Source organism: Streptomyces sp. NPDC055400, assembly GCF_053644375.1.
In genome coordinates this window covers 91,760-117,791 of sequence record NZ_JBSHLM010000006.1, presented here as the reverse complement: position 1 = coordinate 117,791, position 26,032 = coordinate 91,760, and the positions used below count along the sequence as shown (strand labels likewise).

The window sequence follows — 26,032 nt, the reverse complement described above, 5'->3', positions numbered from 1 at the left end:
CCGGGGCCATGAGCAGTAAGAACGGCACCCACGGCACCCAGGCCACCGTCAATGGCGGCATATCGTTCTGGTACGCGGACGACGGCATCCCCACCGCCCGCGAACCCCTGCCGGGTGACGCGTCCGCCGACGTCGTCATCGTCGGCGGCGGCTACACGGGCCTGTGGACCGCCTACTACCTGAAGAAGGCCGCGCCCTTCCTCCGCATCACCGTCCTGGAGCAGAAGTTCTGCGGCTACGGCGCGTCCGGGCGCAACGGCGGCTGGCTCTACAACGGCATCGCCGGCCGCGACCGCTACGCGAAGCTGCACGGCCACGACGCGGCCGTCCGCCTCCAGGAAGCCATGAACGACACGGTCTCCGAGGTGATCCGCGCAGCCGCCGAAGAGGAGATCGACGCCGACATCCACCAGGGCGGCGTGCTCGAAATCGCCTACACACCGGCCCAGTTGGCCCGCCTCAAGGCCTTCCACGCGGCGGAGCTCGCCTACGGCGAGAAGGACCGCACCCTGCACGGCGCCCGCGAGACCGCCGAGCGCGTCCGCGTCTTCGGGGCTGTCGGCTCGACCTGGACCCCGCACGGCGCCCGCCTGCACCCCGTCAAGCTCCTCAAGGGCCTGGCCGCGGCCGTCGAGGCGCTCGGCGTCACCATCCACGAGTCGACGCCCGTCACAGAGATCAAGCCGAAGCACGCCGTCACCCCCTACGGCACGGTCCGCGCGCCCTACATCCTGCGCTGCACCGAGGGCTTCACCGCGTCCCTCAAGGGCCAGCGCCGCACCTGGCTCCCCATGAACTCCTCCATGATCGCCACCGAGCCCCTCACCCCCGCCCAATGGGAGTCCATCGGCTGGGAGGGCCGCGAGACCCTCGGCGACATGGCGCACGCCTACATGTACGCCCAGCGCACCGCCGACGGCCGCATCGCGCTCGGCGGCCGGGGCGTGCCGTACCGCTACGGCTCCAGGACCGACAACGACGGCCGCACCCAGCAGGCGACGATCGAGTCCCTGCACGCCCTCCTCACCCGCTTCTTCCCCCAGCTCGCGGGCGTCGCCGTGACCCACGCCTGGTCCGGCGTCCTCGGCGTCCCCCGCGACTGGTGCGCCACGGTCACCCTCGACCGCGCGACGGGCCTCGGCTGGGCGGGCGGCTACGTCGGCTCGGGCGTCGCCACCACCAACCTCGCCGCCCGCACCCTGCGCGACCTGGTCCAGCAGGACTCGGGCCAGTCCGGCCCCACCGACCTCACGACCCTCCCCTGGGTCAACCACAAGGTCCGCAAGTGGGAGCCGGAACCCTTCCGCTGGCTGGGCGTCCACGGCATGTACGCCACGTACAACGCGGCCGACCACCGCGAACTCACCACCCACACGACAGACTCCTCCCGCCTGGCCCGAGCCGCGGACAAGGTGGCGGGCCGCGGCTGACACCCTCCACACACGACGAAGGCCCAGGTCACACCCGTGACCTGGGCCTTCGTCCCGTGGGAGCCCCCTGTCGGATTCGAACCGACGACCTACGCATTACAAGTGCGTTGCTCTGGCCGGACTGAGCTAAGGAGGCAGCAGCCCGAGCAGTGTAACCAACGACGGGCGGCACCCCGTCGAATATTTCGTCGAAGGTCACTTCGCTCCGGCTACTGACAGACCCGACACCGGACAGGTACCGTCCAGAAACAGTTCACCCGTGTGGACTAAACCACTGCGGCATCAGCCGTAGCGGATCACCACCTTTACTCGGATCGTCCGGCACGTTCCTGCCGGTGAAGGGGGCTTCACAGCCATGGCAACTGTTTCGTTCGACAAGGCGACCCGGATCTACCCGGGCTCCACCAAGCCGGCCGTCGACGGCCTGGAGATCGAGATCGAGGACGGCGAGTTCCTCGTCCTCGTCGGCCCGTCCGGCTGCGGCAAGTCGACCTCCCTGCGCATGCTCGCGGGTCTCGAGGACGTGAACGGCGGAGCGATCCGCATCGGCGACCGCGACGTGACCCACCTGCCGCCCAAGGACCGGGACATCGCCATGGTGTTCCAGAACTACGCGCTCTACCCGCACATGTCCGTCGCCGACAACATGGGCTTCGCCCTCAAGATCGCCGGCGTGAACAAGGCCGAGATCCGGCAGAAGGTCGAAGAGGCCGCGAAGATCCTCGACCTCACCGAGTACCTGGACCGCAAGCCGAAGGCCCTCTCCGGCGGTCAGCGCCAGCGTGTGGCCATGGGCCGCGCCATCGTGCGTGAGCCGCAGGTGTTCCTCATGGACGAGCCGCTGTCGAACCTCGACGCCAAGCTCCGTGTGTCCACGCGTACGCAGATCGCCTCGCTCCAGCGCCGCCTCGGCATCACCACCGTCTACGTCACCCACGACCAGGTCGAGGCCATGACGATGGGTGACCGTGTGGCGGTCCTCAAGGACGGTCTGCTGCAGCAGGTCGACACCCCGCGCAACATGTACGACCGCCCGGCCAACCTCTTCGTCGCCGGCTTCATCGGCTCCCCCGCCATGAACCTGGTCGAGGTCCCGATCACCGACGGCGGCGTGAAGTTCGGCAACTCGGTCGTGCCGGTGAACCGCGACGCGCTGAAGGCCGCCTCCGACGCCGGCGACCGCACCGTCACCGTCGGTGTCCGCCCCGAGCACTTCGACATCGTCGAGGCGGGCGGCGGCGAGGCCGCGAAGTCCCTCTCCAAGGACACCGCGGACGCCCCGGCCGGCCTCGCCGTCTCGGTGAACGTCGTCGAGGAACTCGGCGCCGACGGCTACGTCTACGGCACCGCGCAGGTCGGTGGCGAGGCCAAGGACCTCGTCGTCCGGGTCAACGGCCGCCAGGTCCCCGAGAAGGGCACCCAGCTCCACGTCGTGCCCCGCCCGGGCGAGACCCACGTCTTCTCCTCGTCGACCGGTGAGCGCCTCACCGACTGACACCCCCGTTCCGCAGTGGAGCCCCGCACTTCGGTGCGGGGCTCCTCGCGTTCCCGGCCGCTCCCCCACCCGGAACGCAGGCCGCGTTGTCGACAAATACCCCGGCACACCCGTCATTTCGACCCCTGTACGTCAACACGCGTGAAACAAAACGGGATTACCCATCCCTCGACCGAGTGACTAAATGTCGCCAAATCATCACCGACCGCTACGCTCACACGCGTGACGCACTCCGCCAACCACACCCAGAAGCCGCGCCGGGGCCGGGGCCCCGCCCGCCGCGTCGGCCGCACCCTCGCTCTCGTCCTGCCGGTGATGCTGGTGCTCTCCGGCACACTCGCGGTCACCCGAGTGAACTGGTCCGGCAGTTCACCGGACTCGATCCTCACCGCTTCCTCGCAGAACGTCTCCGCGCGCGCCAAGTCGCGCGCGCCCCAGGACGTCCTGCGCGACAAGCTGCTGCTGGAACTCCAGGACAAGGACCCCGGTATCGCCCTCACCCACCTCCAGCAGGAGATGCACGAGCGGCCGTCCCTCGCCAAGCACTGCGTCTCCATCGCCCGCGCCCTGGGCCGCGCCGCCGTGCAGGCCTACGGGCCCTCCCGCGCCCAGTCCTTCGCCCGCCCCGTCTGCGACACCGCGTTCGCGACGGGCGTCGCCACGGCAGCGCGCGGCTGACGCCCTCACGGCCGGCCGGGAAGGGGCCGACGTACAGTGCGGGCATGACGAGCGCCCAGGCCCCGGACCCGCACAGCCGGCACCACCCCACACAGGCCGTCGTCCTGGCCGGCGGCCAGGGCTCGCGCCTGCGGCCCTACACCGACGACCGGCCCAAGCCGATGGTCGAGATCCCCGGCACGGGGACCCCGATCATCGGCCATCAGCTTGCCTGGCTCGCCGAAGAGGGCGTGACGGACGCGGTCGTCTCCTGCGGGCATCTCGCCGAGGTGCTCCAGGAGTGGCTCGACGGCGCCGAACTCCCGCTGCGTGTCACCACGGTGGTCGAGAAGGAACCCCTCGGCCGTGGCGGCGGCCTCAAGTACGCCGCCGCGCACCTGCCGCACCCCGACCGGCCCTGGTACGCGACGAACGGCGACATCTGGACCCGGTTCTCGCTGCGCGAGATGGCGGACTTCCACGCCGAGCGCGACGCCACCGCCACCCTCGCCCTGGCCCGCCCCCGCATCCCGTGGGGTGCCGTGGAGACCGACGCGTTCGGCCACATCACGGACTTCGTCGAGGCCCCGCCGTCCCCGTATCTGATCAACGCGGGCGTCTACGTCTTCTCCCCCGGTTTCACGGGCCTGCTCCCGGACCTCGGTGACCACGAGCGCACCACGTTCCCGCGCCTGGCCCGCGCGAAGCGCCTGGCCGGCTTCCCCATCCCGCAGGGCGCGTACTGGAGGGCCATCGACACGGCGAAGGACCTCACCGAGGCCGCCAAGGAGCTGTCCGCGCTGGGACGTTGAGCCCGCCGTTCCTGATCTCTCGATCTCTCCATCTCCGGATGTCCCGATACGGGAGGGGCCCGCACACAAGGCGTGTGCGGGCCCCTTCAGGTGTCTACGGGGTGTGGTCAGCCGCCGAGTACTCCGCCGAGGAGACCCCCCTTGTCGTCCCCGCCGCCGCCTGAACCACCCGACCCGCCGGTGCCGCCGCCCGTACCGGTGCCGCCGCCGGTGCCCGTGCCGCCGCTGGAGGCGGGCCCGCTGCTGGACGCCGGGGGCTGCTGCTGGGCCGGCGGGGCCGACTGCGGGGGCGCCTGGCCGGTGCCCTGCGTCTGGCTGGGCCGACCAGCTCCACTGGCGGTATCCGCGGCCGGGGCGGATCCCGGTGAGCTCGCGGCGCCGGACGGCTTCGCCGAAGTGGCGCCCTGCGTAGGCGCGTTGGACGCCGAAGGGCTCTGCGAGCGGTGCTGCTTGCGGCCGGGCTCCGACGGGAGCGGGGAGCCGGGCAGTTCGTTGCGCGGGGCCTCTCCGGGACCCGGCGCGGTGACGCGGCCCGCGTCGCGCACGGCGCCGCCGAGCAGCGAGCCGATGAGCAGGGTCAGGCCGACGACGACGGTCGTCACGACGGTGCCGCGGCGCAGCACGTACCGCCGCAGCTCCCACAGTTCGGCGCGCGGGCCGAGCCGGCGCCAGGCGCCGCCCGCGAGGCGTCCGTCGATGGAGTAGACGGGCGCGCCCGCGATGATCAGCGGGGACCAGGCGGCCAGGTAGATGATGTCGGGCGCGTCGTAGGCGGGCACCGTCTTCCAGCTGACGGTGACGATGAGTGCGGCCGAGAGGAGTACGCCGAAGACGGCCGCGACGCGCTGCCAGAGGCCGAGCACGGTGAGCACGCCGACGACGACCTGGAGGAAGGCGATGCACAGCCCGGCGCCGACGGGGTGCTGGAGTGCGAAGTCGCGCAGGGGTTCGGCGAGGGCCCACGGGTGCAGCGAATTGAGCCACTTGACCATGGAGCCGCGGTCGCCGCCGTCGAAGTAGACGGGGTCGCAGAGCTTGCCCATGCCGGCGTACATGGAGATGAAGCCGAGGAAGACGCGCAGCGGGAGGAGGACGACGCCGAGGTTCATCCGGCGGCCGGGGTAGTACGCGTGCCGCACCGGGTCGGAACCGTGCCGCCGGGAGGCGTTGCTCCCGGCCCCGTCGTCGAACTCGTCGTCGCCGAACTCGCCGTCGTCGTAACGAGGTTCCTCGTACGACGGCTCTTCGAAGGCGCTGCCGGACTGACGCATCTTCGGGAGGAGGCGGGTGCCCTGTGCGGTGACCGTGGGCAGTTCGCCCGTGGCGTCGTCCCTGAGGTCGCTGTCGAGGTCGATGCGCGGGATGACCTGGGTGGCGCCGCCGTCCCCGCCCTCGAAGTCGTGCCGGGGCAGCGTGCCTTCGCCTGCTCTGCGGGCCGCCTGGAGGAGACCGGTGGCCCCGGGGTCGCCGGGCGCGGACCGGCCGCTCCAGACGACGGGGGCGCGGCGGCGCGCGGCGGCTGCGCCGACGACGGGGATGCGAGCGGTCTGGTCCAGCGAGCCCAGGTGCCGGGCGATGCGGGGGGACTGCGTCTGCTGTGCCCGGGGGAGCTGCACGCGGAAACTCGCGTGATTGACGACGACCTGCGCGGGATCGCACGGCACCTTCACCATGCTCAGCGCGGGACCGTCGTCGAATCCGGAATCGAATCCGGGGCCGAATCCGGGCGAGCGGTCCCCCGTAGGTGTGCGGGGTGTTCTGGTGTCCACACTCATCTAACCGAGTGATGTGTGTTTAGGACACTGCCTTGACCGCGTGCAAATGTCCGGACCGCGTCAAGATCGCGGCCCGGACACCCGGTCAGGAGCGGCGGCGGGCCGCCTCGTACAGGACGACGCCTGCCGCGACACCGGCGTTGAGGGATTCGGTGCCGCCCGGCATCGGGATCCGCACGCGGTAGTCGCAGGTCTCGCCGACGAGGCGGGACAGGCCCTTGCCCTCACTGCCGACCACGATGACGACGGGCCCGCCGAGGGCTTCGAGGTCACCGACGGTGTGCTCGCCGTCGGCCGCGAGACCGACGATGGCGATGCCGGCCTTCTTGTAGCCCTCGAGAGCGCGCGTCAGGTTCGTGGCGCGGGCGACGGGCGTACGGGCCGCCGCGCCCGCGGACGTCTTCCAGGCACCGGCGGTCATGCCGGCCGCGCGCCGCTCGGGCACGACGACGCCGTGGCCGCCGAACGCGGAGACGGAACGCACGACGGCGCCGAGGTTGCGCGGGTCGGTGACGCCGTCCAGGGCGACGATCAGCGGGTCCTGGCCCTGGTCGTACGCGCCGGCGGCGAGGTCCTCCGGGTGCGCGTACTCGTACGGCGGGACCTGGAGGACGAGGCCCTGGTGGTTGAGGCCGTTCGTCATGCGGTCCAGCTCGGGGCGGGGGGCCTCCATCAGGTGGATGCCGCCGCGCTCACCGGCGAGCTGGAGCGCCTCGCGCACCCGCTCGTCGTTGTCGATGTACTGCTGGACGTAGAGCATCGACGCGGGCACGCCCTCGCGCAGCGCCTCGACGACCGAGTTACGGCCGACGACCATCTCGGACGTGCCCTTGCCGCCGCGGCTCTTCAGCGTGGCGGGGCGGCGGGCGGCCTGCTTGGCCTTGGCGTTCGCGATGCGGTTCTTCTTGTGCTTCTTGCGCATCTCGGCGGGCGGCGTGGGGCCCTTGCCCTCGAGGCCCTTGCGTCGCTGGCCGCCACTGCCGACCTGCGCGCCCTTCTTGCCGGACATGCGGCGGTTGTTCGCGGCCATGATCTACCTGTCTGTGTGATGCGTATGTGCGTACGTATATGAAGTGTGCCGCCCGGAGGCCCGGGCGGCACATTCGCGCAGGTCGTCAGCGCGGGCCGAGCGTCCAGCGAGGCCCGGTCGGGCTGTCCTCGATGACGAGCCCGGACTGTCCGAGCTGGTCGCGGATGGCGTCGGCGGTGGCCCAGTCCTTGCGGGCGCGGGCGGACTCGCGCTGCTCCAGGACGAGCCGTACGAGGGTGTCGACGGCGCCGTGCAGGTCCTCGCCGCGCTCGGTCTCGCCGGCCCAGTGCGGGTCGAGCGGGTCCAGGCCGAGGACGCCGAGCATCGCGCGGACCTCGGCGAGGCGGGCGACGGCGGCTTCCTTGTCGTCGGCGGCGAGGGCGCTGTTGCCCTGGCGGACGGTGGTGTGGATGATCGCGAGCGCCTGCGGCACACCCAGGTCTTCGTCCATCGCCTCGGCGAAGGCGGGCGGCACCTCGTCGGCGGGGGCGACGACGCCCCCGGCCAGCTCGGTGACGCGCTGCACGAAGCCCTCGATCCGCGCGAACGCGGACTCGGCGTCGCGCAGGGCCTCCTCGCTGTACTCGATGGTCGAGCGGTAGTGCGGGGTGCCGAGGTAGTAGCGCAGCACGATCGGGCGCCACTCCTTGACCATCTCGGACACGAGGACCGAGTTGCCCAGGGACTTCGACATCTTCTCGCCGCTCATGGTGACCCATGAGTTGTGCACCCAGTACTTGGCGAACTCGTCGCCGAAGGCCTTGGCCTGGGCGATCTCGTTCTCGTGGTGCGGGAAGATCAGGTCGATGCCGCCGCCGTGGATGTCGAAGCCGGAGCCCAGGTACTTGTGGGCCATCGCCGAGCACTCCAGGTGCCAGCCGGGCCGGCCGCGGCCCCACGGGGTCTCCCAGCTGGGCTCGCCGGGCTTGACGGCCTTCCACATGGCGAAGTCGCGCGGGTCGCGCTTGCCGGTCTCCCCCTCGCCGGAGGGCTGGCGCAGCTCGTCGAGGTCCTGGTTGGACAGCTCCAGGTAGCCGGGGAAGGAGCGCACGTCGAAGTAGACGTTCCCGTCCGCCTCGTAGGCGTGGCCGCGCTCGATGAGGCCGCGCATCATCTCGACCATCTCGGTGACGTGACCGGTGGCGCGCGGCTCGTAGGTGGGCGGCAGGCAGCCGAGGGCGGTGTAGCCGTCGTTGAACGCGCGCTCGTTCTCGTACCCGATCGACCACCAGGGCCTGCCCTGTTCGGCGGCCTTCTTGATGATCTTGTCGTCGATGTCGGTGACGTTCCGCACGAACGTCACTTCGTAGCCGCGGTACGTGAACCAGCGGCGCATGATGTCGAAGTTGAGGCCGGACCGGATGTGTCCGATGTGCGGAGCGGCCTGCACGGTCGCGCCACAGAGGTAGATCGAGACACAACCCGGTGTCAGCGGGACGAAGTCACGGATCTTCCGGGCGCTGGTGTCGTGCAGGCGAATAGTCACCCCTCCAGGGTAGTGGGCCCAGGGCAGTGCCCCGCGACCCCTTTGGGGACACGGGGCACAACCGTGACGTTATGACGTGTGTCAGGCCGCCGTTCAGACCCGGCCGACGACCTTGCGCGGGGTGATCCGCACGACGACGCGCTCGGCGTCGTCCGCAGAGCGGGGGTTGAACTCCGCGTACTTCTTGCCCGTGTACTTGAGGGACAGCTCGTCGATGAGCTCCTGGCCGCCCTCGGTGGTGAGGTCGGCGCTGCCGCGGATCTCGGCGTACGTGTAGGGGTTGTCGGTGGGCTGCACGACGACGGTGACGCGGGGGTCGCGGCGCAGGTTCTTCTCCTTGCGCCGGTCGACGGTCGTCGAGAACAGCACGTCGTCGCCGTCCCGCTTCACCCAGACAGGCGACACCTGCGGGCTCCCGTCGGGCTGGATGGTGGCGACCGTGATGAAGACGGGGGTGTCGAGCAACGCCTTGAGCTCGTCGGACAGCTGGGCGGACATGAAGCCTCACTCCTTCAGGGGATGCCTGTACGAGTACCCGATACTGCGCCAACATCCGCCCCCGGAGCGGTATTTCAGCCCGTCCTGACGACCAGTGCCGTGGCGATCGCCGCGAGGCCGTCGCCGCGGCCGGGGAAGCCCAGGCCGTCGGTGGTGGCGCCGGAGACGGAGACGGGGGCGCCGGCCGCGTCGGAGAGCACCTTCTGCGCCTCCTCGCGCCGCTTCCCGATCTTCGGCCGGGGGCCGATGACCTGGACGGCGACGTTGCCGATGGTGAAACCGGCCTCGCGCACGATGCGGGCGGCCTCGGTGAGCAGGGTGAGCCCGGAGGCACCGGACCACTCGGGGCGGCCCGTGCCGAAGTGGGCACCGAGGTCACCGAGCCCGGCGGCGGAGAACAGCGCGTTGCACGCGGCGTGCGCGACGACGTCGGCATCGGAGTGCCCGGCGAGACCGGGGCCCTCGCCGTCCCACTTCAGTCCGGCGCACCACAGCTCGCGGCCCTCTTCGAAGGCGTGGATGTCGGTGCCGATGCCGACGACGGGGATGACCGGGAGCTCAGAACCCATCGTTGGCCCTCCTGCGGGCGAGTACGGCCTCGGCGAGCACGAGGTCGAGAGGGCGGGTGACCTTGAAGGCCTCCTCGTGCCCGGGCACGACGACGACCGGTTCGCCGAGCTGCTCGACCATGCTGGCGTCGTCCGTGACGTTGTCCGTGACGGTCTCGTGGGCGCGCACGAGCGTGGCGCGGTCGAAGCCCTGCGGAGTCTGCACGGCGCGCAGCCGGGCCCGCTCAGGCGTCGCGACGACGAGCTCGGGTCCCCCGTCGGTGCGGGCCACGACCTGCTTGACGGTGTCGGCGAGGGGCAGCGCGGGGACGACGGCGGGGGCGCCTTCGCGTACGGCTTCGATGACGCCGTCGACCGTGTCGACGGGCACCAGGGGGCGGGCCGCGTCGTGGACGAGGACGACGTCGATGCCGGGCGGCAGGGCGTCGAGGCCGAGCTTCACGGACTCCTGGCGGGTCTCGCCGCCGGGTACGACGACGACGTCGGTCCTTCCCCAGCTACCGCTGGGGGTGCCCCCAGGCAGCGCGTGGTCGGCGAGGAGGGTCTTCACCTCGGCGGCGGACGCCTCGTCGGGCGGGGCGACCACGACGACGAGGGAGACGGACCGCGAGGCGGCCATCGCCCGGACGGCGTGGATGAGCATCGGGGTGCCGTTGAGCGCGCGGAGTGCTTTGGGGGCGCCCGGACCGAGGCGTACGCCCCGGCCGGCGGCCGGAATCACGGCCGCGGTGCGCGAGGGCCGCGTTTCGTCAGACATCGCTTCCGTTCAGGTTTGTGTGCTCGACCGAGGTGGGTATGGCCAACACCAGTGCCGGGCGCGACGCCTTGACCGGACCCCTTCCGTGACATCCGGTCGAGCCAGCTGCCCGGGCCCGGCACGCCAGTGAGTCAAGCGGACAGGTACCGCGAGCAGGCACAGAGTGCGGGTACGAACATGCCGCAGCGCCCGGCGACACCATCAGGGTCAGCGGGCACCGCGGCATTATTCATGCGCCTGGGCTTTCACCCGGGACTTCTTGTCGCAGCCGCGTGCCGGTCAGGGCACGCGTCAGGACGCGAGGACCTCGTCGAGCAGGGCCTCGGCCTTGTCCTCGTTCGTGTTCTCAGCGAGCGCGAGCTCGCTCACCAGGATCTGCCGTGCCTTGGCGAGCATGCGCTTCTCACCTGCGGACAGTCCGCGCTCACGCTCCCGACGCCACAGGTCACGGACAACTTCCGCGACCTTGATGACATCGCCGGAGGCGAGCTTCTCGAGATTTGCCTTGTAGCGGCGCGACCAGTTCGTGGGCTCTTCGGCGTACGGCGCGCGAAGCACCTCGAAGACCCGGTCGAGACCGTCCTGACCGACCACATCACGTACGCCGACGAACTCCGCATTGTCCGCTGGCACACGCACCGTCAGGTCACCCTGCGCGACCTTCAGCACCAAGTAGGTCTTGTCCACGCCTTTGATCTGGCGAGTTTCGATAGCCTCGATCAGCGCGGCCCCGTGATGGGGATAGACCACGGTGTCGCCAACCTTGAACGTCATGTGACAGGTACCCCTTCCGTGGCTATCCAGGGTAACACGGAAACGGCGTCTTCTGAATGGCGTTTTCGCAGGTCAGGGCATATCTCGGGGCTTGACAACAGCAACCGGAACGTGCTGCGGAGGGCCTGCGGAAGGGGGTATTCGCAGGTCGGAGCGGCTCTTCGGCGGAGACGAAACGCGCACCGTACACCTACCCGGAGCAGCCCGCAGAGGGTCGAACGTCCCGTTTTGCGCGGTTCGAAGCGCTGCACTTCCGCTACTCCGTTCGGTGACTCGGAGGCGCGTGCGACCCGAATCCGGAATTGATCACCGTGAGGGGTGATCAATTTTCCGTACCGCCATGCATTCCTTACCGGAAATCCGCAGGAGGGGCGGCGCGGCCCTTATGTGAATGGTGAACGGGAGGCCAATGCGGTCTGACATGTTCGGCGAGGTGAGAGGGCCGGGGCGCGGCCGACGGGTCTTCGGTGAGTTCGGTGAGGGCGTGATCGCGAGGGTGATCGCGGGTGCGGCAGGTGGTGCGCGGGCCGGTCGGAGCGGGGGATCGGGCGGTGCCGGGATCCATCCGAAACTCCCTAGGGGCGGGTCGGGTGCAGCGGCGCGCGAACGGCTCGGTAACCTAAGCCCGCTGACAGACCCTTAGGGCGGCTTTACACCCGCCCCGGGCGTCCAGACCCTTATCGCCCACGTTCAAGGAGTGCCGCCGCCGTGAGCAGCAGCCTTCGACGCGGCACCCTCGCCGCCGCCGTCCTCGCGTTCTCGATCGCCTCGCTCGCCGCGTGCGGCGCCGGAAACAACGCCCAGACGCTGGAGGTCAAGCCCGACAACGCGGAGACCTCCGTCGGGGACATCCGGATCCAGAACGCCACCGTGATCACGCAGCCCGACCTGAAGTCCACGGGTCCGGCCGTCGTGACCGCGACGCTCTTCAACAATGGCTCCAAGGCCCAGACCCTCGACTCGGTCGTGCTCGACGGCGTCGGCAAGAAGGCCGAGCTGTCGGCCGCCGACGGCAAGAAGACCGTGACGATCCCGGCCGGCGGCTCCCTCGTGCTCGGCGGGCAGGGCAACGCGTCCGCGCAGCTGCCCAACAGCCGCACCGCCGACCTCGACGGTGACGTGCGGGCGCTGACCTTCACGTTCAGCACCACGGGCGCCGTCAAGATCCAGTCGTTCGTCGTGCCGGCCGAGAGCTACTTCAAGAAGTGGGGCCCGAGCGAGATCCCGGCCGTGCCGAGCACGGAGCCGTCGGAGTCCGCGTCCGGCTCCGCGACGCCCTCCGGGGCGGCCGGCCCGTCCGGCTCCGCCTCGCCGTCCGGGTCGGCCTCGGGCAGCCCGGCCGCCGGGCACTGATCACGTACGTACGCAATGGCGAAGGGCGGGACCCCGGTGGTAGTCCCGCCCTTCGGCGATCCGTGGCTGGGTCACCGCCGTGACCCGGCGGTTTACGGCTCGAACTTGTACCCGAGGCCGCGCACCGTCACCAGGTAGCGCGGGGCCCCCGGGTCCGGCTCGATCTTGGCGCGCAGGCGCTTGACGTGGACGTCGAGGGTCTTGGTGTCGCCCACGTAGTCCGCGCCCCACACGCGGTCGATCAGCTGCATGCGGGTCAGGACGCGGCCCGCGTTGCGCAGGAGCATCTCCAGGAGGTCGAACTCCTTGAGGGGCAGGTCGACCTTGGAGCCGGAGACCGTGACGACGTGGCGGTCCACGTCCATGCGGACCGGGCCGGCCTCCAGGGCCTGCGGGGTGACCTCCTCGGGCTCGCCCCTGCGGCGCAGGACCGCGCGGATGCGGGCGACCAGCTCGCGGGACGAGAAGGGCTTGGTGACGTAGTCGTCGGCTCCTATCTCGAGGCCCACGACCTTGTCGATCTCGCTGTCCTTGGCGGTCACCATGATGACCGGGACGTTGGACCGGCCGCGCAGCTGGCGGCAGACCTCGGTGCCGGGCAGGCCCGGCAGCATCAGGTCGAGCAGGACGAGGTCGGCGCCGTTGCGCTCGAACTCGTCGAGACCGTCGGGGCCGGTGGCCGCGATGGCGACCTCGAAACCCTCCTTGCGGAGCATGTACGACAGGGCGTCGGAGAAGGATTCCTCGTCCTCGACGACGAGCACTCGGGTCACGGAAGGACCTCCGGGGCGGCAGGAATGGGATCGTATGCGGTTGTCTCGTCGGGCCCGTCGGCGTCGTTGCCGACGTGGTGTCCGTATGCGTCGCCGCCTACGTGTCCTGGGCCGCGGTCGCGGGTCGCGCCTGCCTCCGGCAGCCGCAGGGTGAACGTGGAGCCCTGGCCTTCGGAGCTCCATACGGTGACTTCCCCGCCGTGCGAGGCAGCCACGTGTTTGACGATGGCGAGGCCGAGGCCGGTACCGCCGGTGGCCCTGGAGCGGGCCGGGTCGACTCGGTAGAAGCGCTCGAAGATGCGCTCCTTGTCCTTGTCGGAGATGCCCAGGCCCTGGTCGGTGACCGCCACTTCTATGAGGTCCCCGCCAGGTGCGCTGACCCGGCGCGCGGCTATGCCCACACGGGTTCGGGCCGGGCTGTAGTTGACGGCGTTCTCGACGAGGTTGCCGAGAGCCGCGGCGAGCTGGCCGCGGTTGCCCCAGATCTGGAGGTCCGCGGTTCCTCCCGCGGCCATGGTGATCTGCTTCGTGCCGGCCTGGTGGCGGCAGCGGTCGATCGCCTCGGCGACGAGTTCGTCGACGCGGACCGGCTCGGCGTCCTCCAGCGGGTCGTCGTTCTGCACCCGGGACAGGTCGATGAGCTCCTGGACCAGGTTCGTCAGGCGGGTCGCCTCGATCTGCATCCTGCCTGCGAAGCGCTCCACCGCCTCCGGGTCGTCGGACGCGTCCATGACCGCCTCGGAGAGGAGGCTGAGCGCGCCGACCGGGGTCTTCAGCTCGTGGCTGACGTTCGCCACGAAGTCGCGTCGGACCGCTTCGATCCTGCGTGCCTCCGTCAGGTCCTCCACGAGGAGCAGGACCAGGCGGGAGCCGAGGGGGGCCACACGCGCGGAGACCGCGAGGGCGTCCCCGCGGCCGGTGCCCCGGCGGGGCAGGTCGAGCTCGACCTGTCGTATCTCTCCGTCACGGCGGGTGTCCCTGGCCATGAGGAGCATCGGCTCCACGGCCAGCTTGCCGCCTCTGACCAGGCCGAGGGCGTACGCCGCCGAGCTGGCCTTGACCACGCTGTCCGCCTCGTCGAGGACGACGGCGGAGGAGCGCAGTACGGAGAGGACGGTGTCGACGCCGGGCGGAAGGACCGGGTCCGTGTGCAGGGAGGTACGGGTGGGGCGCTTCTGGTCGCGTTCGCTCCAGCGAAACGCCAGCATGGCGATCACGCCGGTGCATACCCCGGCGATCGCTGCCGCTGCGGCGACCGCCGCGTTCACGTCCATGCCTCCAGGTTATGCGCCCTGTCAGCACTGCCCACAGCCGTCCGAGTGGTAGCTCGAACACTCGTCGCCCAGAGTTCACCTTGGATACAGGGGTGATTCATTTGGGGTGACGGAAACGGACGCGTACAGGGCCGAACGTGGGAGCGTGGGGCACAGCAGCCCCGCAGTGAGTGAGAGGGACAGTTGTATGCGTGACGCGTACCACGAGGAACTTGACTCGATCGGCGAGGGCCTGGTCGAGATGGCCCGCCTTGTCGGGTCGGCGATCGGGCGCGCCACCACGGCCATGCTCGACGCCGATCTGAAGCTGGCCGAGAGTGTCATCGCGGCGGACCAGAAGGTCGACGATCTGCAGCATGACCTGGAGGCCCGGGCGATCGCCCTGCTCGCGCGCCAGCAGCCCGTCGCCACGGATCTGCGGATCGTCGTGACCTCGCTGCGGATGAGCGCGGACCTGGAGCGCAGCGGTGACCTGGCGCAGCACGTCGCCAAGCTCGCCCGGCTGCGGTTCCCGGACCAGGCCGTTCCGCACGATCTGCACGCGACCGTCCTGGAGATGGGGCAGCTCGCGCAGCGGCTCATGGCGAAGTCCGCCGAGGTCATCATCACCAAGGACGTCGACCTCGCGCTCCAGCTGGAGCAGGACGACGACGAGATGGACCAGCTGCACCGGACGCTGTTCCAGCACCTGATGGACGACCGGTGGAAGCACGGCATCGAGACGGCCGTGGATGTGACCCTGCTGGGCCGCTACTACGAGCGCTTCGCCGATCACGCGGTCTCCGTGGCCAAGCGTGTGGTGTACCTCGTGACCGGTGAGCACGCCGACGAGATCCAGGCGCCTCAGCCGCAGCCGGTCGACGGCAGCTGACCCCTGCCGGGGTGACCTGTCTGTCGGGGGCCCCGCACCTGTGTGGTGCGGGGCCCCCGTCATGTCCCGTCATGTCAGCCCGAGCAGCCGCCGCACTGGCACGGCGCGCCCGACTGGCAGCCGCAGCCGCAGCCCGAGCCGCAGCCGCAGGCGCCTAGCAGGACCAGCCGGTGCGGCTGCGGAACTTCCGTGGGCTGCTCTGCGCTGGCTTCGGGGGTGGGGGACTCGGCCATGGTGTTCCCTCCTCGGGGCGAACTGCCTGTTCCCCAGTTCATGCCCAGCCCGGCGGGCGCGTCAACGGCGCACGCGCGCGCGGGCGTTCGCCGCGCCGGCCACTGCGTGACCGATGGTGCCGATGAGCAGCAGGGCGACGACCGTGCCCAGCGTGAACGCCTCGAACGCCGTCCGAGACACCCCCCACGTGTCGTGGAAGTCGTACGTGATGCCGAGCAGCGCCTCCAGCGTCCCCGGGAACAGGGCCGTCCATGAGCCGGTCAGGATCCACGCGTAGACAAGCGCCGCGCAGATCATGAACCCCTTCGTCCCGAACGGGACCTGGTACGGGCGCGGTACGTCCCTGTGGCGCAGGCGCAGGACCGCCAGGGCCGGGATCACCGTCAGGTACGAGAGCAGCAGCGTCGTCACCGCGACGGTCAGGACGACCGAGAACACCGCCGCCGCGTCGCCGTCCGCGAGCCGCATCGCCGCCACCATGAACACCGTCGCGATCGCCCCCGAGAGCAGGTTCGTGCGCACCGGTGTGCCCAGCGTGGGGTGGAACGCGCCCAGCTTGCGGCTGAAGAACCCGCCGTCCGCCGCCGCCATCGCCTGCATCCGGTCGCTGACGATCATCCAGGCGCTGCCCTGGGTGAGGAGCGCGAAGACGAAGAGGAGCGCGGTCACCTTCAGGAGTGCGCCGCTTGCGCCTCCGTAGATCGTGAAGATGGTCTGCGCGCCCTCCATGAAGCCGCCGATGCCGGTGACCTTGCCGGGCGGGACCACGGAGAGGATCGCCAGTACGGGGAGCAGGTAGCAGGCCGCCGCGATCGCCGCGGAGCGGCCGAGGGCCGTGGGGACGTCGCGTTGCGGATCGTGCATCTCCTCGCCCGCGGCGTTCGGGGCCTCGAAGCCCACGTACGCGAAGAGGAGCACCGGGACCAGGGCCAGGAAACCGGCCGTGGTGGGGGTGAAGGTGGCGGCGGCCGTGGTGCTGTCCGCCGTTCCTGTCAGGCCCTGGAAGCCGTGTGCGATGCCGTACGCCACTGCGGTCGCCGTGATGTCGAAGCGGCGGAGGCTTCGGTGGAGGTTGGGGGTGGGGGTGGTTTCTTCGCCGGTGGACTCCGCGGCGGCGGCGGATTCCACGACGGCGGTGGTTGGTGGTGGTGGTGCTTGTTCTTTGTGGTCGGGCACGTCTGTGTCCTCGGGGCTGGGGACGGGTGGGACCGTGCGGGTGGCTGTGGGGCGCGACTGAGGTACGCGGGCGGGGCCCGGGGGCTACTTCGCGATCTCGCCCGTCGGCGTCGTGCGTTCCAGGACCGAGCGCATCGCCGTAGCCGCCTCCTTGGCCTCCTGTTCCGTCATGATCAGCGGCGGGGACAGGACCAGGCTGTGGGCCGAGTCGCGGACGATGACGCCCGTCTCCTTGCGGATCACGTCGTGCGGCATGCGGGCCGGGTTCATGGGGAGGGGGGTGCGGGTCTCGCGGTCGGCCACCAGCTCGACCGCCAGCATCATGCCCACCGAGCGGATCTCTCCCACGATCGGCAAGTCGCCCAGTGCGTCGGCGAGTTGGGCGTGGAGGTGTTCGCCCATCGTGATCGCTCGGGGCAGGAGGCTCTCCCGTTCGATGATGTCCAGGTTCGCCAGCGCCACCGCCGCCGCCACCGGGTGTCCGTTGTACGTGTAGCCCATCGGGAAGCCGTGGTCCTGGAGCAGCGCCTCGGTCACCTCGTCGGAGACGAGCAGGGCGCCGAGCGGGGTGTAGCCCGAGGTGATGCCCTTCGCCGTGGTGATGATGTCCGGCTTCACGTCGAAGTGCTGGGCCGCGAACCACTCGCCCACGCGGCCGTACGCCGTCACCACCTCGTCGAAGATGAGAAGGATGCCGTGGCGGTCGAGGACCTCGCGCACGCGCGGCCAGTAGTCCGCCGGCGGGACCAGCATGCCGCCCACGCCCATGATCGGTTCGCCGATCATCGCCGCGATGTTGGAGGCACCGATCTTTGCGATGCGGCCCTCCAGTTCGGCGATCAGGAAGTCCGTGGGGTCGGCGTTGCCGTAGAGCTCCGTGCGGTACGGCCACGGCGGCGTCAGGTGGCTGACGTGCGGCATCATCGGGGCGAAGCCCTCGTGGTAGACCGGGAATCCGGTGGCCGAGCCGCCTCCGTAGCCGATGCCGTGGTACGCCTTGTCGCGGGCCAGGATCCAGGTGCGGGATCCCTCGCCCCTGCGGTGGTGGTAGTAGCGGGCCATCTTGATGGCCGCCTCGTTGCCCTCCGAGCCGCCCGACGTGAAGTAGACGTGGTTGAGGTTCTCGGGGGCCAGCGTGGTGAGGCGTTCGGCCAGCTGGATCGCCTTGTCGTTCGAGAACTCCCAGAAGCTCGTGAAGTATTCGAGCTGCTGCATCTGCGCGTGCGCCACGTCCGCGATCTCCTTGCGGCCGTGGCCGACCTGGGCGAGCCAGAGCCCGCCCGTCGCGTCGAGGTAGCTGCGGCCCTCCGCGTCCGTGAGGCGGCAGCCCTTGCCCTGCGTCATCACCACGCGTTCCTCGGCGGTACCGGGGAGGTAGGGATGGATGATGTGCGCCCGGTCCGTGGCGGCGAGCTGCTGTGCGGGGGTGAGGGTCATGGTGTTCGTCCCTTCGGGGGGTTGGGAGTTGTCCGGGCGGTCGCGGCCCGGCCCGGCTACGCGTACGTGATCCACGTCGTCTTCAGGCCCGTGTACTTGTCGAGCGAGTGGAGCGACAGGTCCCTGCCGTGACCCGACTGCTTGAAGCCGCCGAACGGCGTCAGCGGGCTCAGCGCGTCGACCGTGTTCACCGAGACCGTCCCTGCGTGCAGGGCGTCCGAGACGCGGTGGGCGCGGGCCAGGTCCCTCGTCCACAGCGAGGCCGCCAGGCCGTACGGGGAGTCGTTGGCGGTTCGTATCGCCTCCTCCTCCGTGGTGAAGGGGTGGACCGTCAGGACCGGGCCGAAGAGTTCCTCGCGGGCCAGGGGTGCGTCGGGGCGCAGGCCGGTGACGATCGTGGGGGTGAGGTAGGCGCCGTCGCGCGTGCCGCCCGTGATCACCTTGCCGTCGGATGCCTCGACCGCCGCGAGGACCCGGGTCGCCTGGGCCTCGTCGACCAGCGGGCCGAGGTTCGTGCCGGGGTCCAGGGGGTCGCCCGGTACGAAGCGATCCGCGTGCTCGGCGACGCGGGCCGTGAAGTCGTCGGCGATCGAACTCTCCACCAGAAGGCGGGTGTTGGCCGAGCAGACCTGGCCCGCGTTGTACGCGAATCCCCAGGCCGCGCGCTCCGCCGCCGCGTCCAGGTCCGCGTCCGCGAAGACCACGTTCGGGCTCTTGCCGCCCGCCTCCGGCCAGACCTGCTTCATGTTCGACTCGGCGGCGTAGGACAGGAAGAGGCGGGCGACCTTCGTCGAGCCGGTGAAGACCAGGGTGTCGACGTCCCTGTGCAGGCCGAGCGCCCGGCCCGCGGTGTCGCCCATGCCGGGGACGACGTTCAGTACGCCGTCGGGCAGGCCCGCCTGTGCCGCCAGTTCGGCCAGGCGCAGCGCCGACAGCGGGGACTGCTCCGCCGGTTTGAGTACGACGCTGTTGCCTGCCGCGAGGGCCGGCGCCAGCTTCCAGCTCGCCAGGTCGAGGGGGAAGTTCCACGGGACCACGGCGCCCACCACGCCCAGCGGGGTGCGGCGGACCGTCGCCAGGTTGCCCGGGGGCGTCGGCGCGATCTCGTCGTACAGCTTGTCCGCGGCCTCCGCGTACCAGGCGAAGACGCCGGCCGCGCCCGGCACGTCCGTGCCGTAGGACTCGGCGACCGGCTTGCCCATGTCGAGGGTGTCGAGGAGGGCCAGCTCCTCGGCGTTGGCGGTGATCAGGCCGGCGAGTTCGAGCAGGACGCGCTTGCGGGCCGCCGGGTCGGCGCGGGACCAGCGGCCGTCCTCGAAGGAGGTGCGGGCCGCGCGGACCGCCGCGTCGATCTCGGGCGCTTCGCCGCGCGTGACGTGTGCGGTGACCTCGCCGGTGGCCGGGTTGACGGTGGGGAAGGTGGCTCGGGTGCGCGACTCGGTCCATGTGCCGTTGATGAACGCCTTTGTGCGTGGCGTCAGTTCGGCTGCTCGGCGCTGCCAGTCTGCGGAGGTGTTCATGCGGCGGCTCCCCTCTATTTCTTTGAGATTGGATTCAAACAATGGAGTGCTGGGTCGTCAATGCCCTGGACCCAAGGAACTTGATTTACTTGAACCGAGTAACAGAGAATTAACCCATGGGGAACAAGCCTGGGAGACCGAAGAACCAGACGGCGCGCCGCGAGGCCCTCGTCGACGCGGCGGGACGCGCCATCGCCGAGCGGGGCCTGGAGGGGCTGCGCATCAAGGACATCGCCGCCGAGGCGGGGATGTCGGCGGGGTCGGTTCTGTACTACTACCCGGAGATGGGCGAGCTGGTCCTGGAGGTGCACCGGGGCGCCGTGGAGCGCTATCTCGCCGCCCGGCAGGGGGCCGTGGACGGGGCGACCGGGGCCGCGGCACGGCTGCGGGCCCTCGTGGGGAGCGGGCTGCCGGGCGGCTCGGGGGACGCCGTGCACGGACTGCTCTTCGAGCTGCACCGGCGCGCCGACCGCAGCTCCGGGCACGCGACGTTGATGGCGTCGCTCTTCGCCCGCGAGGTCGCCCTGTACGCGACGGTGCTCGAAGTCGGCGCGGCGGTCGGCGAGTTCACGCTCACGGAGCCCGTCGCCGACCTCGCGCGCAACCTCGTCGCGCTGGAGGACGGCTACGGGCTGCACATCGTCAGCCGCAACGCCGAGCTGACGCCGGACGTCGCCCGGCGCCTGCTCCTCGGCTACGCGCGGACGGTCACCGGCTGCCCGGAGCTGTGAGCCGGGCCCTCTCGCCGTCGTCGCCCGCGAGGACCACCGCCGTGAGCGCCATGCCGAGCGCGCCGTCGAGGACCGCCCGGTCCGCGTCCGGGGTGACGCACGCCGCCGCGAACTCCTTCTGGTGGTTGACCGCGGGCAGCGAGTCGATGCCCAGGTAGGGGTGGATGGCGGGCAGGACGCGGGAGACGTTGCCCATGTCCGTGGAGGCGCGGTTCATCCGGGCCGCCGGGGATCCGGAGCTGTCGAACGTACGGCCGAGGGATTCGGCCGCCCGGCGGTAGACGGCCAGCATCGCGGCGTCGTTGCGGAACTCCGAGTACGGACGGGACTCCGGCTCGATCTCGAGGTCGCAGGCCGAGGCGAGCGCGCCGGCCTCGAAGCACCTCTCGACGCGCGGCTGGAGCGCGGACAGCTCCTCGAGGCTGCCCGCCCGCACGTACCAGCGGCCCTCGGTCAGCTCCGGGATCGCGTTCGGGGCCTCCCCGCCGCGCGTCACCATGCCGTGCACGCGCGTGGTGGACGGGAGCTGCTGGCGCAGGAGTCCGATGGCGACCTGGGCGACCGTGAAGGCGTCCGCCGCGTTGCGGCCCCGCTCCGGGTAGGCCGCCGCGTGCGCCGCCTTGCCGTGGAAGCGGACCTTGAGGTGCGCGACCGCGTACGGGTCGGCCTCGGCGACGTCCGCGGGCCCGGGGTGCACCATCATCGCCGCGTGCACCCCGTCGAAGGCGCCGCGCTCCAGCATGAGGATCTTGCCGCCGCCGCCCTCCTCGGCCGGGGTGCCGAAGACGGTGACCTTGAGGCCCAGCTCGTCGGCCACCGGCGCCAGTCCGGCCGCGGCGCCCACCGCGGCCGCCGCGATGACGTTGTGCCCGCAGGCGTGGCCGAGGCCGGGCAGCGCGTCGTACTCGGCGCAGATCGCGAGGTGGAGCGGGCCGCTGCCGACGGTGGCGGTGAAGGCGGTGGGCAGGCCCGCGGTGCCGGTCACGACGTCGAAGCCGAGGTCGTTGAGTGCGTACGCGGTCCAGCGCGCCGCCTTCTCCTCCTCCCACGCCACCTCGGGGTTCGCGTGGATGCGGTGGCTCAGGGCGAGGAGTTCGGGCGCCGCCTTCGCGACCGCCTCGCGCACGGGCCTCACTCGTCCCCCGGCACGCCGTAGTTCGGCGCCGCGTCCGGAGCGAGGGCCCGCTGTACGTACGCCTCCTGCTGCGGCTCCCACCGTTTCCACAGGTGCGCGAGCTCGGCGATCGGGTCGCCCTCGGTCCAGTCGACGCGCAGGTCCGTCACCGGCCACTGCTGTACGTCGACGACGAGGAGTCCGGCCGAGTGGACGGGTCCCGCCTCGCCGCCCGCCGCCGCGCCCGCCGTCAGGGCGTCGACGAGACGGCGGGCGAGCGGAGCCCCGGGGTCCGCGCCCGTGAACGCGTCGAGGACCGCCCGGGGGACGCCGGGGCCCGACAGGAGGTTCCCCGCGGCCACGGCGTCGGGGCCGACCGCCTCCGCGTACGTGCCGAGGGTCCGGGCGCCCGAGAAGACCGCGCCGGGACCGGAGGCTCCGATGGCCGTCAACTGGCGCCATTCGGCGTGGGGTTGGGCGGACACCTCGCGTACGGCCGTCTTCGCGGGCACCCCGGATTCCAGGAGGTCGAGCAGGCGGGTGCCCAGGCGCGGGTCGGTGACGTTCTGGGAGCAGACCGCGCCCACTCCGGGCCGTACGTGCGCGCAGCGCGCGGCGACGGCCGGCGAGGACGAGGTGACGGCCACCCCGAACCGGCCCGTGCGCGGACACCGCGCGGCGATCGAGAACGTCATCGGCGCTCCTTCGGGATGACGGCCGTCGCGTCGATCTCGACGAGCCACTCCGGGCGGGCCAGCGCCGACACGACCAGGCCCGTGGAGACGTAGTGGACGCCCTTCAGCCGGCGGCCCATGACGCGGTAGACGGGCTCGCGGAAGCGGATGTCCGTCAGATAGACGGTGATCTTGACGATGTCCTCCAGGCGGCTGCCGGACTCCTCCAGGAGCAACGCGATGTTCGCCATGGCCTTCTCGGCCTGGGCGGCGACGTCCCCGACGCCGACGTTCTCGCGCGTGTCGAGATCCTGGCCGATCTGGCCGCGCAGATAGACGGTGCCGTCGGCGACGACGGCCTGCGCGAGGTCGTTGGACAGGTCCTGCTCGGGGTAGGTGTCCGCCGTGTTGAAGGGGCGGATGCGCCGGTGGGTCGTCACTTGGCCTTCCTCCCGAGTGTGCCGAGGACGTTGTCGCTGAGGCCGGCCGCGTCCTTCACCAGGTCGAGCGGCCCCTCCCAGTCGAAGTTGCGGTACACCGCGCCGAGGTGCGCGAACGGCGGGGACTGCGCGAAGAGCTGGAAGGTCAGACGGTGGCCCGCGTAGTCCGAGTTGAGCAGGTCACGGGCGTACGCGAGGAGCTTGCGGCGGTCCTCGGCGACCCAGTGCTCGTTGATCGAGTAGAACTTGTCGAGCCACGGCTTGGTGTCCGGGTGGTCGAAGGACGCCTTGTCGGGCGTGATGCAGATCTGCCCGCCGCACAGCTCGCGCGCGATGTGCATCATCTCGTGCAGCTGCGAGCAGGCCAGGACGCGGCCGGTGTACAGCAGCGACTGGTTCGGCATGAGGAGCCCGCCGGGGCTGGGCTCCGCCATCGCGATCGACGCGGTCAGGTGCGCGTTGATGCCCTCGCGGTAGCAGGCCAGCGTGGCGAGCTTCTCCTGCACGGCCTGCTGCTTCTCCAGGCCGGTCTGCTTCACGTTCCACAGCGCGGCCCCGATCATCAGGTCCGCGAGCCGCAGATTGCGCTGCGTGAACGCGAACGCGCTGTAGCGGTGGAGCGTGGCGCGGATGAAGGTGGCGGCCTTGGTGTCCCGGTAGAAGAGGACGTTCTCCCAGGGGATCTCGACGTCGTCGAAGACGACCAGGGTGTCGACCTCGTCGAAGCGGCTGGAGACCGGGTAGTCGGCGGGCGGCTTCGTACCGGCGAAGCCCGTACGGCAGATGTACTTCAGGCCGGGCGAGCCCATGTCGGCGATGAACCCGAGGGCGTAGTCCGAGAGTTCGGAGTCGCCCCAGTTCGCGATCGTCGGCTTCGTGAACGCCTGGTTCGAGTAGGCGGCGGCCGTCTCGTACTTGGCGCCGCGCACGACGATGCCGCTGTCCGTCTCCCGCACGACATGCAGGAGCATGTCCGGGTCCTGGTCCTGGGGGCGCTTGGAGCGGTCGCCCTTCGGGTCGGTGTTCGCCGAGACGTGGAAGGGGTCGGCGTACAGCGCGTGGTCGATGTGCCGCTTGACGTTCTCCGCGTACGCGGGGTTGATCGCGTTGAGGACGTCCTGGCCGTCGATGAGCGACCAGACCTCACCGATCGTCTCGTCACCGACGCGGGTCACGACACCGCCGACGTCGCTCAGCACGGCGTCCGTCGCCGCCCGCTTCGCGTCCCAGTCCTCGCGGGTGCGCGGCGGCTTCTGCTGGATCGCGTTGACCTCACCGGTCGTCCCGTCCTTGTACGTCATGGAGCTGCGGGTCCGCGGGTCGTGCGCCATGTCGTAGATCCGGGCGCGTATGTCGACCAGCGGCTTGAACGCGGGGTGCGTGGTCACGTCGGTGACCTTCTCGCCGTTCATCCATACGTCGCGGCCGTCGCGGATCGACTCGCGGTACTGGTCTCCGGTGCGGATCATGCGCCGTGCTCCTTGAGGGAGTTGAGGGGGCTCGGGGTGGCATACGTACGGGCGTGGTGGACGAGGGGGTGCGCGCCGGACACCGCGGAGGCGACGACCGCGCCGAACAGGACCTGGTGGGTGCCCCGCGTCACGGAGTCGGCCAGCCGGCAGTCGAAGGCGGCGGCCGCGCCGCGCAGGACGGGGGCGCCGGTGGCGAGCACGTCCCACTCGGCGCTGTCGAAGTCGTACGGGCCGCTCCCGCGGGCGGGGCGGCCCGCGAACACGTCGGAGACGTGGGCCTGGCCGGCGGCGAGGACGCTCACGGCGATGACGCCGTTGCGCACGGCGGCCGCGGCGAGGGGGCTCCGCTCGTTCACACACACCAGCAGCGAGGGCGGGTCGGCGGAGACGGAGCACATGGCGGAGACGGTCTGGGCGAAGCGACCGGCCGGTCCTTCTGTGGAGACAACGGTCACGCCCGTCGCGGCGTTCCCCATGGCGGCCACGAAGTCCTGGCGGGATGTGAGGAGTTGGTCCGGAGCAATGGTCACGAGCGGCCTCCCTCGGAGCGAGTGGGCTGTGGTGGGACCACTATGGGAGCCGGGACCTGCATCCGTACAACAGATCTTTTAGCGCTATTGCATTGGTTTTTGAGATGCTCTCTCCCTGCGACGTCTGAGCTGGTCGTTCAGGCGCGCAACGCCTCCCTGCAGGCCGTCGCGAACGCCTGCGCGCGGCCCGTCAGCCGGACCCCGCGCAGCTTCGCCAGGACGACCGGGAGCGCGGGCAGCGGGTCGGCGAGCGGCAGGGCGACGACGCTCGACCCGTCGTATGTGCGGTCGTGCGCGGGCCGCTGATTGAGCAGCGACCAGCCGTATCCGGCGGCGACCAGGGCGCGCACGGTCTCGTAGCTGCGGGTGCGGTGGCTGATGCGCGGTTCGACCCCGGCCTTGGCCGCGACGGAGCGGAAGTAGTCGCGGCTCGCGGGCAGGTCGAGCAGGATCATCGGCTCGTCCGCGAGGTCGGCGAGACGGGCCCGGCCACCGCCCGCGAGCCGGTGCCCCTCGGGGACGAGGGCGTAGGGCGGGGCCATCGCGAGGACCTCGCACTCGATGTCGGCGTCGAGATCCATGTCGTAGAGCAGCGCCAGTTCACAGGCGCCCGTGCGCAGGCTCTCCTGCACGGCCGGGATGTCGCCCTCGACGACCTCGACGCGCACGGCGGGCTGGCGCTCCCCGAACTCCCTCAGCAGGCGGGGCAGATAGAACGGGGCGAGCGTCTGGAAGCAGCCCACGGCCAGCTCGCCGACGAGGTCGGCGCCCAGGCTCCTGGCCGACTCGGCGAGCTCGTCGGCGTGCGTGAGGAAGCCGCGCAGCTCGTGCAGGAACCGCTCCCCCGCGGCCGTCAGCTCCAGGCCCTTCGCGTGCCGGCGGATCAGGAGCTGCACGCCGAGCTCGCGCTCCAGGTGGTGCACGGCGGTGGAGACCGCGGACTGCGAGACGTTGATGCGGTGCGCGGCGGCGGTCATGCTGCCGAGCTCGGCGGCGGCGAGGAAGTACCGCAGCTGCACGAGGGTGAAGTTCGCGTCCTTGGCCATGGCGGGATTGTGCCCCGGGCGCCCGCGAGCTGTCTGCATCTCGAAAACAGATGTAACTCCCGGGAAATCGATGTTTGACCGGGGATTGCGAGGGTGGCGAGACT

At 70.9% G+C, this 26,032-nt stretch carries 25 protein-coding genes and 1 tRNA gene; 7 read left to right on the top strand and 19 right to left on the bottom strand.

The genetic code is table 11. The features are described 5' to 3' along the window. The first annotated feature begins 8 nt into the window (after window positions 1-8). Window positions 9-1,430, top strand: coding sequence for an NAD(P)/FAD-dependent oxidoreductase (locus ACWIGU_RS17555; RefSeq protein WP_454401806.1), 1,422 nt, complete (start codon window positions 9-11; stop codon window positions 1,428-1,430). A gap of 61 nt (window positions 1,431-1,491) precedes the next feature. On the opposite strand, the gene ACWIGU_RS17550 is transcribed toward ACWIGU_RS17555, so the two are convergent. Next, window positions 1,492-1,566 (bottom strand) — tRNA-Thr (locus ACWIGU_RS17550). 219 nt (window positions 1,567-1,785) lie between these two features. On the opposite strand from ACWIGU_RS17550, the gene ACWIGU_RS17545 reads away from it, so the two are divergent. The 3 genes from ACWIGU_RS17545 to ACWIGU_RS17535 all read left to right on the top strand — a co-directional run bounded on the left by ACWIGU_RS17545 (window position 1,786) and on the right by ACWIGU_RS17535 (window position 4,394). Beyond that, on the top strand, window positions 1,786-2,925 hold the full coding sequence (locus ACWIGU_RS17545; protein ID WP_454401804.1) for an ABC transporter ATP-binding protein: 1,140 nt from the start codon (window positions 1,786-1,788) through the stop codon (window positions 2,923-2,925). A gap of 222 nt (window positions 2,926-3,147) precedes the next feature. Further along, entirely contained in the window at window positions 3,148-3,603 is a 456-nt protein-coding gene (locus tag ACWIGU_RS17540; protein ID WP_356273882.1) for a hypothetical protein, read from the top strand. A 44-nt stretch (window positions 3,604-3,647) separates the two neighbouring features. Further along, complete coding sequence (locus ACWIGU_RS17535) at window positions 3,648-4,394, top strand: nucleotidyltransferase family protein (RefSeq protein ID WP_454401802.1); 747 nt, start codon at window positions 3,648-3,650, stop codon at window positions 4,392-4,394. Window positions 4,395-4,501: 107 nt separating this feature from the next. Here ACWIGU_RS17535 and ACWIGU_RS17530 read toward each other — a convergent pair whose 3' ends face one another. The 7 genes from ACWIGU_RS17530 to ACWIGU_RS17500 form a co-directional block, all read right to left on the bottom strand. After that, window positions 4,502-6,163, bottom strand: a complete 1,662-nt coding sequence (locus ACWIGU_RS17530) for a DoxX family membrane protein (RefSeq protein ID WP_454402374.1) — start codon at window positions 6,161-6,163, stop codon at window positions 4,502-4,504. Between the two features lie 91 nt (window positions 6,164-6,254). Further along, a complete protein-coding gene (rlmB, locus tag ACWIGU_RS17525) occupies window positions 6,255-7,199 on the bottom strand; it encodes a 23S rRNA (guanosine(2251)-2'-O)-methyltransferase RlmB (protein ID WP_454401800.1) in 945 nt (314 codons plus the stop codon). 85 nt (window positions 7,200-7,284) lie between these two features. Then, window positions 7,285-8,685, bottom strand: a complete 1,401-nt coding sequence (cysS, locus tag ACWIGU_RS17520; RefSeq protein ID WP_454401798.1) for a cysteine--tRNA ligase — start codon at window positions 8,683-8,685, stop codon at window positions 7,285-7,287. 93 nt (window positions 8,686-8,778) lie between these two features. Next, on the bottom strand, window positions 8,779-9,183 hold the full coding sequence (locus ACWIGU_RS17515) for a PPOX class F420-dependent oxidoreductase (protein WP_100595667.1): 405 nt from the start codon (window positions 9,181-9,183) through the stop codon (window positions 8,779-8,781). A gap of 74 nt (window positions 9,184-9,257) precedes the next feature. Beyond that, entirely contained in the window at window positions 9,258-9,752 is a 495-nt protein-coding gene (ispF, locus tag ACWIGU_RS17510) for a 2-C-methyl-D-erythritol 2,4-cyclodiphosphate synthase (protein ID WP_454401796.1), read from the bottom strand. Further along, entirely contained in the window at window positions 9,742-10,509 is a 768-nt protein-coding gene (ispD, locus tag ACWIGU_RS17505; RefSeq protein ID WP_454401794.1) for a 2-C-methyl-D-erythritol 4-phosphate cytidylyltransferase, read from the bottom strand. The genes ispF and ispD overlap by 11 nt, the downstream gene beginning before the upstream one ends. A gap of 291 nt (window positions 10,510-10,800) precedes the next feature. Further along, window positions 10,801-11,283: a CarD family transcriptional regulator gene (locus ACWIGU_RS17500; protein ID WP_003953493.1), complete on the bottom strand. Its 483-nt coding sequence runs from the start codon at window positions 11,281-11,283 to the stop codon at window positions 10,801-10,803. A 708-nt stretch (window positions 11,284-11,991) separates the two neighbouring features. Here ACWIGU_RS17500 and ACWIGU_RS17495 point away from each other — a divergent pair. Then, window positions 11,992-12,636 (top strand): DUF461 domain-containing protein, encoded by a 645-nt coding sequence (locus tag ACWIGU_RS17495; protein ID WP_454401792.1) that lies wholly within the window; start codon window positions 11,992-11,994, stop codon window positions 12,634-12,636. A 92-nt stretch (window positions 12,637-12,728) separates the two neighbouring features. On the opposite strand, the gene ACWIGU_RS17490 is transcribed toward ACWIGU_RS17495, so the two are convergent. Further along, complete coding sequence (locus tag ACWIGU_RS17490; RefSeq protein WP_111665435.1) at window positions 12,729-13,409, bottom strand: response regulator transcription factor; 681 nt, start codon at window positions 13,407-13,409, stop codon at window positions 12,729-12,731. After that, on the bottom strand, window positions 13,406-14,683 hold the full coding sequence (locus ACWIGU_RS17485) for a sensor histidine kinase (RefSeq protein ID WP_454401790.1): 1,278 nt from the start codon (window positions 14,681-14,683) through the stop codon (window positions 13,406-13,408). The genes ACWIGU_RS17490 and ACWIGU_RS17485 overlap by 4 nt, the downstream gene beginning before the upstream one ends. Window positions 14,684-14,870: 187 nt before the next feature. Between ACWIGU_RS17485 and phoU the strand changes: the two genes are divergently transcribed. After that, window positions 14,871-15,554 (top strand): phosphate signaling complex protein PhoU, encoded by a 684-nt coding sequence (gene phoU / locus ACWIGU_RS17480; RefSeq protein WP_266562819.1) that lies wholly within the window; start codon window positions 14,871-14,873, stop codon window positions 15,552-15,554. A gap of 294 nt (window positions 15,555-15,848) precedes the next feature. Here phoU and ACWIGU_RS17475 read toward each other — a convergent pair whose 3' ends face one another. The 3 genes from ACWIGU_RS17475 to ACWIGU_RS17465 form a co-directional block, all read right to left on the bottom strand. After that, window positions 15,849-16,964, bottom strand: a complete 1,116-nt coding sequence (locus ACWIGU_RS17475) for an APC family permease (RefSeq protein WP_454401788.1) — start codon at window positions 16,962-16,964, stop codon at window positions 15,849-15,851. Window positions 16,965-17,048: 84 nt separating this feature from the next. After that, window positions 17,049-18,401 carry an aminotransferase family protein gene (locus tag ACWIGU_RS17470; protein WP_454401786.1) on the bottom strand — a complete coding sequence of 451 codons (1,353 nt, stop codon included), beginning with the start codon at window positions 18,399-18,401 and terminating at the stop codon, window positions 17,049-17,051. Window positions 18,402-18,457: 56 nt separating this feature from the next. Then, window positions 18,458-19,921 carry an aldehyde dehydrogenase gene (locus ACWIGU_RS17465; RefSeq protein ID WP_454401784.1) on the bottom strand — a complete coding sequence of 488 codons (1,464 nt, stop codon included), beginning with the start codon at window positions 19,919-19,921 and terminating at the stop codon, window positions 18,458-18,460. A gap of 116 nt (window positions 19,922-20,037) precedes the next feature. Between ACWIGU_RS17465 and ACWIGU_RS17460 the strand changes: the two genes are divergently transcribed. Next, on the top strand, window positions 20,038-20,652 hold the full coding sequence (locus ACWIGU_RS17460) for a TetR/AcrR family transcriptional regulator (RefSeq protein WP_454401782.1): 615 nt from the start codon (window positions 20,038-20,040) through the stop codon (window positions 20,650-20,652). Here the strand turns inward: ACWIGU_RS17460 and ACWIGU_RS17455 are convergent. The 6 genes from ACWIGU_RS17455 to ACWIGU_RS17430 all read right to left on the bottom strand — a co-directional run bounded on the left by ACWIGU_RS17455 (window position 20,630) and on the right by ACWIGU_RS17430 (window position 25,928). Next, window positions 20,630-21,787: a M20 family metallopeptidase gene (locus ACWIGU_RS17455; RefSeq protein ID WP_454401780.1), complete on the bottom strand. Its 1,158-nt coding sequence runs from the start codon at window positions 21,785-21,787 to the stop codon at window positions 20,630-20,632. The genes ACWIGU_RS17460 and ACWIGU_RS17455 overlap by 23 nt on opposite strands. Next, window positions 21,784-22,461, bottom strand: a complete 678-nt coding sequence (locus ACWIGU_RS17450) for a DUF1028 domain-containing protein (RefSeq protein ID WP_454401778.1) — start codon at window positions 22,459-22,461, stop codon at window positions 21,784-21,786. Before ACWIGU_RS17450 ends, ACWIGU_RS17455 begins: the two co-directional genes overlap by 4 nt. Further along, window positions 22,458-22,880 (bottom strand): RidA family protein, encoded by a 423-nt coding sequence (locus ACWIGU_RS17445; protein WP_454401776.1) that lies wholly within the window; start codon window positions 22,878-22,880, stop codon window positions 22,458-22,460. Before ACWIGU_RS17445 ends, ACWIGU_RS17450 begins: the two co-directional genes overlap by 4 nt. Then, a complete protein-coding gene (locus ACWIGU_RS17440) occupies window positions 22,877-24,349 on the bottom strand; it encodes a 4-hydroxyphenylacetate 3-hydroxylase family protein (protein WP_454401774.1) in 1,473 nt (490 codons plus the stop codon). Before ACWIGU_RS17440 ends, ACWIGU_RS17445 begins: the two co-directional genes overlap by 4 nt. Then, window positions 24,346-24,882 (bottom strand): flavin reductase family protein, encoded by a 537-nt coding sequence (locus ACWIGU_RS17435; RefSeq protein ID WP_453773924.1) that lies wholly within the window; start codon window positions 24,880-24,882, stop codon window positions 24,346-24,348. The genes ACWIGU_RS17440 and ACWIGU_RS17435 overlap by 4 nt, the downstream gene beginning before the upstream one ends. Before the next feature lie 137 nt (window positions 24,883-25,019). Beyond that, complete coding sequence (locus ACWIGU_RS17430; RefSeq protein WP_326775143.1) at window positions 25,020-25,928, bottom strand: LysR family transcriptional regulator; 909 nt, start codon at window positions 25,926-25,928, stop codon at window positions 25,020-25,022. Window positions 25,929-26,032 lie beyond the last annotated feature (104 nt).

Coding starts and splice junctions, on each gene's coding strand:
- ACWIGU_RS17555 (WP_454401806.1), top strand. CDS start 9: ATGAGCAGTAAGAACGGCACCCACGGCACCCAGGCCACCGTCAATGGC.
- ACWIGU_RS17545 (WP_454401804.1), top strand. CDS start 1,786: ATGGCAACTGTTTCGTTCGACAAGGCGACCCGGATCTACCCGGGCTCC.
- ACWIGU_RS17535 (WP_454401802.1), top strand. CDS start 3,648: ATGACGAGCGCCCAGGCCCCGGACCCGCACAGCCGGCACCACCCCACA.
- rlmB (WP_454401800.1), bottom strand. CDS start 7,199: ATGGCCGCGAACAACCGCCGCATGTCCGGCAAGAAGGGCGCGCAGGTC.
- ACWIGU_RS17515 (WP_100595667.1), bottom strand. CDS start 9,183: ATGTCCGCCCAGCTGTCCGACGAGCTCAAGGCGTTGCTCGACACCCCC.
- ispF (WP_454401796.1), bottom strand. CDS start 9,752: ATGGGTTCTGAGCTCCCGGTCATCCCCGTCGTCGGCATCGGCACCGAC.
- ispD (WP_454401794.1), bottom strand. CDS start 10,509: ATGTCTGACGAAACGCGGCCCTCGCGCACCGCGGCCGTGATTCCGGCC.
- ACWIGU_RS17500 (WP_003953493.1), bottom strand. CDS start 11,283: ATGACGTTCAAGGTTGGCGACACCGTGGTCTATCCCCATCACGGGGCC.
- ACWIGU_RS17485 (WP_454401790.1), bottom strand. CDS start 14,683: ATGGACGTGAACGCGGCGGTCGCCGCAGCGGCAGCGATCGCCGGGGTA.
- phoU (WP_266562819.1), top strand. CDS start 14,871: ATGCGTGACGCGTACCACGAGGAACTTGACTCGATCGGCGAGGGCCTG.
- ACWIGU_RS17470 (WP_454401786.1), bottom strand. CDS start 18,401: ATGACCCTCACCCCCGCACAGCAGCTCGCCGCCACGGACCGGGCGCAC.
- ACWIGU_RS17465 (WP_454401784.1), bottom strand. CDS start 19,921: ATGAACACCTCCGCAGACTGGCAGCGCCGAGCAGCCGAACTGACGCCA.
- ACWIGU_RS17460 (WP_454401782.1), top strand. CDS start 20,038: ATGGGGAACAAGCCTGGGAGACCGAAGAACCAGACGGCGCGCCGCGAG.
- ACWIGU_RS17450 (WP_454401778.1), bottom strand. CDS start 22,461: ATGACGTTCTCGATCGCCGCGCGGTGTCCGCGCACGGGCCGGTTCGGG.
- ACWIGU_RS17440 (WP_454401774.1), bottom strand. CDS start 24,349: ATGATCCGCACCGGAGACCAGTACCGCGAGTCGATCCGCGACGGCCGC.
- ACWIGU_RS17430 (WP_326775143.1), bottom strand. CDS start 25,928: ATGGCCAAGGACGCGAACTTCACCCTCGTGCAGCTGCGGTACTTCCTC.